This is a genomic window from Streptomyces sp. ATLC9 (assembly GCF_057196705.1).
In genome coordinates this window covers 1-6,412 of record NZ_JBXUOY010000280.1, presented here as the reverse complement: position 1 = coordinate 6,412, position 6,412 = coordinate 1, and the positions used below count along the sequence as shown (strand labels likewise).

Sequence of the window (6,412 nt, the reverse complement as noted above, 5' to 3'; positions counted from 1 at the left end):
CCCCGGGGCACGTCGCGTCCCCGGCCCCGGACAGCCGGGCCGGACAGCCGTCCGCCCGCCCCGGAGCGGGGCGGGCGGATGCGGTGGGACGGAGGACGCGGACGCCGGGCCGGATCAGAAGCCGCGGGTGCGCTTGGCCGCGCGCCGGCCCGACAGCGGGGACTCCTGGCCCGGCACCTTGATGAACAGGCGGGCCAGCTCGTTCCCCAGGTTGACGCCGATAGCGATCGCCAGCGCCAGGGCGGCCGCCTTCGAAAGGTTCTGCAGGCCCTGGTCCAGGTGCCCCTGCGCGATGCCGATCAGTCCGAAGTAGATGGCGCTACCGGGCAGCAGCGGGCCGATCGCCGCCGTGATGTACGGCAGTGCCGAGACGAACCGGTAGCGCGACATCAGCTGCCCGAACAGGCCCACCACGCCCGCCGCCGCCGCGGTCGCCGCGACGGGGTCGATCCCGCCGGTGTCGGCCATCGCGCCGTACACCAGCCAGGCGACGCCGCCGTTGAGCGTGGCGAGCAGCACGGTGGAGCGCTCCTGCTGGAGGAGGATGCAGAAGGTCAGGGCCAGCAGCATCGCCGCCAGTAGCTGGAGCAGCGGCCGACTGCGGATGTCCAGGCCCTCCGGGTTGAACTCCGCGCCCATCTCGGAGCCGATGTAGAGCATCAGCAGCACGCCGCAGACGATGCCGACGACCAGGTAGACGACCTCCAGCAGCCGGGCCGAGGCCGTGATGTAGAAGCCGGTCAGCCCGTCCTGCACGGCGGCGACCAGCGCTCTACCGGGGATCAGCGGGAAGAGGCCACCGGTGACGACCGCGGACGCCCTGATGTCCAGGCCGAGGTCCGCGGCGAACAGCTGGACCAGCACGCCCAGCACCGCGGGCGGCACCGCAGCGGCCACGAACTGGTAGAACTCCGGCAGCCCGCGCTGGGAGAAGAACCAGGCGAGCCGGTCGCCGAGCATCGCGCCGAGCGCGGCCAGGAAGAAGACCACCCAGCCACCGCCCACCAGCGTGGACGCCGCGCCCGCCAGCAGGCCGCTGGCCACGGTGAGCGCGCCCTTGGAGTACGGGTGGCGGTTGCGGCGGATCTCGGCGAGGCGGCCGTACGCCTCCTCCAGCGTCACCTCACCGTCGGTTATGTCGGCCACCAGGCGGTAGACGCCCGACAGCCGGTTGTAGTCGGTGCCGCGGCGGCGGACCGTACGGCTCAGCGAGACCGGGTCGTCCACCAGCGACGGCTGGTAGGTGATCGTCAGCAGGGTGAAGGTGACCGTCGGTTCGCAGCGGTCCAGCCCGTACGCGTGGGCCACCCCGAACATCGCCGCCTCGACGTCCTCGGCGCCCTCGCCGCCCGCGAGCAGCAGCTCGGCGATGCGCAGGGTCAGGTCGAGCACGCGCGGCGCCGACGGCCCGGTGTCGGCGTCCTCCTCGTCGGTGCGCCGGGGCCGCTCGGGCACCGGCCGCTCGCCCAGCGGCATCCGGACCATGGTGCGCATCCGGTCCTGCCAGGGCGCGCCCGGCCGCACCAGGTTGTTGATCACCGGGATGCCCTCGGGCGGAGTGAAGGCGGACCCCGGCTCGAAGGCCGGCGTCCTGCGCACGCTCTCGGGCACGGCGAACTCGGAGGTGGGGTAATCGTCCTCGGGCGACGGCGCGGGGGCCCTCAGCCCCTCGGGCACGGCGAACTCGGAGGTGGGGTGCTCGTCCTCATGGTGCGGGGACTGCGGTGGTACGCCGGAAGGCGGGACGAAGGCGCTGCGGATCTCCTCGGGCGCGGACCTGCGGTCCTCGGGGCGGCCGGTCTCGGTCACCGTGTCGTTCCTCGTGGTCTCCAGGGCCAAGCTCGCCGCTCCTCACGCCTCCAGTCGTCTCCTCGCACGGACGTCAGGCTTCCCGCTCTCAGCGGGACATGTCCGTTCCTCCTCAGCGAGGATACGGCCGGGGCCCCTTCCGGGAGGGGGCGTGGAGGTGGCCGTCGGGTGTGAGATGCGTTGCAGCGGCCGGGGCCCGGCGAGAGACCCCGGTCAGCCGGGGGAGCGGTCGTGCGGACGCTCCGCGTAAGGGTTCTCCACTCCCTCCGGCAGCACCTCCACCGACCGCTCGCCCTCGCCCGCCATCACGTACGCGCCGCGCTCCAGGCGCTCGATCAGGCCCCGGGTCCACTCCGCGCCGCTGACGGCGCTGTGCACCCACAGCCTCATGACCTCGCCGATGTGGCCCCACTCCTCCGGGGCGCCCGGCGGCGTCCACTCCCGGGCTACCTCGGCGCTCCACTCCTCCAGCGCCGCCACGCGGCGCCCGAGCAGTTCGATCGCCTCCCGGCGCGGCAGGTCGACGATGAAGCCGACCCCGGCCGTGAGCACGTCCGGCCTCTCGTCGTGCGCCGTGAGCGACCAGCGCAGCAGCCGCTGGTACTCCGCTTCGCCGGCGGCGGTCAGCTCGTACTCGGTGCGCGGCGGGCCGCCCACCGCGCTCGGTCCGGTGCCGTGGGCGGTCAGCAGGCCCTGCTTCGCCATCTGCTTGAGCGCGTGGTAGATCGAACCCGGCTTGGCGCTGGACCACTGGTGCGCACCCCAGAACTCCAGGTCGTTGCGGACCTGGTAGCCGTGTGCGCGCCCGTGCTGGCGAACCGCGCCCAGCACCAGCAACCGGATCGCCGACACCGCCGACCTCACCGTCCCCTTCCGGGCCTTCCCGTCCGGACCCGCCGGCCAGCGTAGACGGGCGGCGGCGGGCGCGGATGCGGGAGGTCACCGGAAGGAGGACCAGTCCGGCTCCGGCAGCGCGCCCGTCTCGAAGACCAGGTCGAAGGCGCCCTTGCCGTCGATCGTCTCGCGGATGATGTCCGCGTGCCCGGCGTGCCGGGCGGTCTCCTCGATCTGGTGGAGCAGGCCCCAGCGCCAGGAGCGGGGTCCGCCCTCGTCCCAGGGCATCTTGGGGGCCGTGAAGGTGTCGTCGAGGGAGGGCACCGCCCGGACCGTCTCCTCGGTCTCGCGCGCCACCCGCTCGTAGAGGTCCAGCAGTTCGTCGACCGTCTCGTCGTCCCTGGCGGTGAGGCTGTCCTCCCACCCCTTCGCGCTGGTCTCGAAGTCGAAGGGCTCGCCGCGCATCGTCGCCAGCGCGCCGCGCTCGCCCACCGCGACGTGCTTGAGGATGCCGGCCAGGGAGAACGCGCTCACGGTCGGCCTGCTGCGCGCCTGCTCGTCGGTGAGCCCGTGGAGGGCTCGGCGGATGCCCCCGCGCTGGGCGTCCAGGTAGGCGAGCAGGGCTCCGCGCTCGTCGCCGCGGTTCTCGGAAGCGACAGGAACGGGCATGGGTGGTTCTCCTCACGCGTCGGTCGTCGGGCCGCCTTCCGGCCCCTTCACCGATAACGACGCCATGAGGCCCTGGGGACGGGTTCTGTCCTCGATGCCCTCCCGCGCGCTCCCCCGGCCGGGATTCTCCCGGGCCCGTCGGCGCCGGCCGGGGACACACCGGCCGCCGGATCCGGCGGTCAGATCTCCCCGCGGACCTTGTGGAGGAGCCGGCGGGTGTCCTCCGGGCCCAGGCTGTCCCGCAGGAGGCGGTCGAGGACGTCCTCGTACTGGGCGACCTCGTCCGGCTTGTCGACGTAGAGGGCGCTGGTGAGGTGCTCCAGATAGACGATGTCGGAGATCTCCGACTCGGGGAAGCGCAGCAGTGTGAACGCCCCGCTCTCGGCCGGGTGCCCGCCGGTGTCGAACGGCATCACCTGGAGGGTGACGTGCGGCAGCTCGGAGAGTTCCGCGAGGCGCCGCAGCTGGGCGTCCATCACCTCGCGGCCGCCGTAGGGCCGGCGCAGCGAGGCCTCGTCCAGCACGCAGCGGAACTCCGGCGCCTGCTCGGACAGCAGCAGTTTCTGGCGCTCCAGGCGCAGGGCGACGCGGCGGTCGACCTCCTCCGGCGACAGCCCCGACCGGTGGCCGCTGGTGACGACCGCCCGCGCGTAGTCCTCCGTCTGGAGCAGCCCGGAGACGAACTGCACCTCGTAGACGCCGATGTGGGAGGCCGCGCCCTCCAGACCGACGTACGTCTGGAACCAGTTCGGCAGCACGTCGCTGTAGTTGTGCCACCAGCCCGCGACGCTGGACTCACGGGCGAGGCCCAGCAGCGGCTCGCGCTCGGCCTCGTCGGTGACGCCGTACAGCGTGAGCAGGTCCGCCACGTCCCGCGCCTTGAAGCTCACACGCCCCAACTCCATGCGGCTGATCTTCGATTCGGAGGCCCGGATGGAATATCCGGCCGCCTCACGGGTGACTCCGCGGGACTCGCGGAGCCGCCGCAGCTGGGAACCGAGCAGGATGCGGCGCACCATGGACCCACTCGACCCGTTGGCTCCGTTCACTCCGTTTTTCACCGGAAATGCTCCTGTTTGTATTCAGCTCTCCACCCCTGCACCAGTGCAGTCTGCCACCAATGCCTTCGTTGCGTGCCCAGGCGGTTACACACGATCGAAAGTCGCTCGTGCACGTGCATCTGCCCTTGCATCCGCTGTGAGCATTGGGAACCATGGGGAAAGCGCAAGTGCACTCAGAGTCAAGGCACTTGCGCATGCGCAAGATCCACCGAAGCAGCGCAACGGGCGGAACGCGACACGGAGCACCACCGCTGACGGGGTCCATCAGGGCCATGACCGCCGCAATGCCAGGAGTGTCTCGTCATGGGGACCGGAGGACCGACCGTGCTCGACCGGTTATGGCATGACTTCCCGTCGCTCGACCCCGACGCGCTCTCCGGCTCGGCCTCCTGCGCGCTCCAGCCGCGTTACGAGGCGGTGAGGACCGCCCGCGAGTTCACCCGGAACGTACTGCTGCGCTGGCGGCTGGCCGGGCACTTCGACACCGTGTCCCTGGTGGTCTCGGAGCTGGTGACCAACGCCCTGCGCCACGGCGTGCCGGACGCCGTCTCCGGCGAAACCCCGGATCCGCCCGTGCGGCTCCATCTGATGAACTGGTCCGGCCGCCTGGTGTGCGCCGTGCGCGACCCCAGCGGAAAGGCGCCCGTGGCGAAGAAGCCCGGAGAGGGGGCCGCCGGGGGGTTCGGCGGCATAGGCTGCGACTTCGGCGACGACCTGGACGGCCTCGACGGGGAGTTCGCCGGCCTGTTCTTCGACGACGCGGCGGAGTCCGGGCGCGGCCTCTTCCTCGTCGAGTCCTTCAGCGACGCCTGGGGCTGGCAGCCGATGCCCGACGCCATGCCCGGAAAAGTGGTCTGGGCCCTGTTCCGGCTGAACCCCGGAGGGGGAACGGGCGTCAGTCCTGTACGAGGTGGTCGAACTCGCCGTCCTTGACGCCGAGCAGCATCGCCTCGACCTCGGCCGGGGTGTAGACCAGCGCGGGGCCGTCCGGATGGCGCGAGTTCCGTACGGCCACCTCCCCGCCGGGGAGCTTGGCGAACTCCACGCAGGCTCCCTGCGAGTTGCTGTGTCTGCTCTTCTGCCAGACGACCCCGTGGAGGTCCCTGGCTGCCATGCCGTTGTACGCGTGGGGCATCGGACTCTCCCGGCTGTGCGGTCGGGGGCGGTCGGTCGCGGTCAGGGCTGAATCGGTCAACCAGCCCGGATCATAACGCCGTTCACGTGCGGATGCACGTGAGGATGCACGTGCACGACAACCTGTCACGGCATCATGACAACCCGTCGAAAGACCCGGTCAGCGCCTGGGGGCGACAGCCGGGCGCGGAACGCGCCCGGCCACCGTACGCGCGCCGGCCACCACGCCGTACGCGCGCCGTTCAGGCGCCGGCGTCGCCGGTTTTCCCCTCCAGGAGACCGCGCAGGTCCCTCAGATCCCCCATCCCGCGCCAGAGCCGCTCGTACGGGCTCAGCCAGTGCTGCACCTCGCTGAGCGGCCCGGCCTCCAGCCGGTAGTGCCTCTCCCTGCCCTTGCGCCGCTGGCTGACCAGGCCGGCCTCCCGGAGCACCTTCAGATGTTCCGAGAGGCTCGGCCTTCGCATGTCGAAGTGGTCGGCCAGCCGCTGCACGGGCTGCGGCCCCTCCACCCGGAGCAGCCTCAGCACCTCGCGCCGGGTCGGGTTGGCCAGGGCGGAGAAGAGCCGGTCCTCGCGGAACCGGTCCTCGGGTACGTCGATGGCGGTCATGTTTCCCCCTTGCGAGCCAGTGGTCAGTTGGCAGTTGCGGAGAGGAGGGACGCCGGTGCCGCAGGTCGGCGGCGCCGGGCCGCTCGCAGTCCGCTTCGGTGGTCGTCGGTCTCCCGAATGATCCCCCGGCAGCCCCTGTAGCGGAACCCTGTCCCGTCGGCTGAACGGCCGCGCCCGGCTCCGCCCGCCCCCGGCGTCGAGTCGGCCCGGAGCCCTGACGTCCGGGTCACGGCACCGACGACGTGAGGAACCGCGACGGGCACGGAACCCGCCGCACGGGACGGCGCGCACCGGGCG

Annotated in this window: 7 protein-coding genes; 1 reads left to right on the top strand and 6 read right to left on the bottom strand. The window is 72.0% G+C overall.

Translation table 11 applies throughout. The features are described 5' to 3' along the window. Positions 1–114 precede the first annotated feature (114 nt). The 4 genes from AC2CJA_RS22435 to AC2CJA_RS22420 all read right to left on the bottom strand — a co-directional run bounded on the left by AC2CJA_RS22435 (position 115) and on the right by AC2CJA_RS22420 (position 4,331). Positions 115–1,839 carry a threonine/serine exporter family protein gene (locus AC2CJA_RS22435; RefSeq protein WP_484604485.1) on the bottom strand — a complete coding sequence of 575 codons (1,725 nt, stop codon included), beginning with the start codon at positions 1,837–1,839 and terminating at the stop codon, positions 115–117. A 183-nt stretch (positions 1,840–2,022) separates the two neighbouring features. Then, complete coding sequence (locus tag AC2CJA_RS22430) at positions 2,023–2,661, bottom strand: PadR family transcriptional regulator (RefSeq protein ID WP_484604487.1); 639 nt, start codon at positions 2,659–2,661, stop codon at positions 2,023–2,025. Between the two features lie 87 nt (positions 2,662–2,748). After that, positions 2,749–3,312, bottom strand: a complete 564-nt coding sequence (locus tag AC2CJA_RS22425) for a DinB family protein (protein ID WP_484604484.1) — start codon at positions 3,310–3,312, stop codon at positions 2,749–2,751. 179 nt (positions 3,313–3,491) lie between these two features. After that, positions 3,492–4,331, bottom strand: a complete 840-nt coding sequence (locus tag AC2CJA_RS22420; protein WP_484604483.1) for a helix-turn-helix domain-containing protein — start codon at positions 4,329–4,331, stop codon at positions 3,492–3,494. Positions 4,332–4,676: 345 nt separating this feature from the next. Here AC2CJA_RS22420 and AC2CJA_RS22415 point away from each other — a divergent pair, with 345 nt between their 5' ends. Further along, entirely contained in the window at positions 4,677–5,306 is a 630-nt protein-coding gene (locus AC2CJA_RS22415) for an ATP-binding protein (protein ID WP_484604482.1), read from the top strand. Here the strand turns inward: AC2CJA_RS22415 and AC2CJA_RS22410 are convergent. Together AC2CJA_RS22410 and AC2CJA_RS22405 are read right to left on the bottom strand one after the other, a co-directional pair. After that, positions 5,269–5,508 carry a DUF397 domain-containing protein gene (locus tag AC2CJA_RS22410; RefSeq protein WP_484604486.1) on the bottom strand — a complete coding sequence of 80 codons (240 nt, stop codon included), beginning with the start codon at positions 5,506–5,508 and terminating at the stop codon, positions 5,269–5,271. The two genes, AC2CJA_RS22415 and AC2CJA_RS22410, sit on opposite strands and share 38 nt — an antisense overlap. Before the next feature lie 241 nt (positions 5,509–5,749). Further along, positions 5,750–6,115 (bottom strand): ArsR/SmtB family transcription factor, encoded by a 366-nt coding sequence (locus AC2CJA_RS22405; protein ID WP_484604481.1) that lies wholly within the window; start codon positions 6,113–6,115, stop codon positions 5,750–5,752. Positions 6,116–6,412: the final 297 nt, after the last annotated feature.

What these genes read in the sequence shown, in the direction of transcription:
- AC2CJA_RS22415 (WP_484604482.1), top strand. Translation starts at nt 4,677, where the DNA reads ATGGGGACCGGAGGACCGACCGTGCTCGACCGGTTATGGCATGACTTC.
- AC2CJA_RS22405 (WP_484604481.1), bottom strand. Translation starts at nt 6,115, where the DNA reads ATGACCGCCATCGACGTACCCGAGGACCGGTTCCGCGAGGACCGGCTC.
- AC2CJA_RS22425 (WP_484604484.1), bottom strand. Translation starts at nt 3,312, where the DNA reads ATGCCCGTTCCTGTCGCTTCCGAGAACCGCGGCGACGAGCGCGGAGCC.
- AC2CJA_RS22420 (WP_484604483.1), bottom strand. Translation starts at nt 4,331, where the DNA reads ATGGTGCGCCGCATCCTGCTCGGTTCCCAGCTGCGGCGGCTCCGCGAG.
- AC2CJA_RS22410 (WP_484604486.1), bottom strand. Translation starts at nt 5,508, where the DNA reads ATGCCCCACGCGTACAACGGCATGGCAGCCAGGGACCTCCACGGGGTC.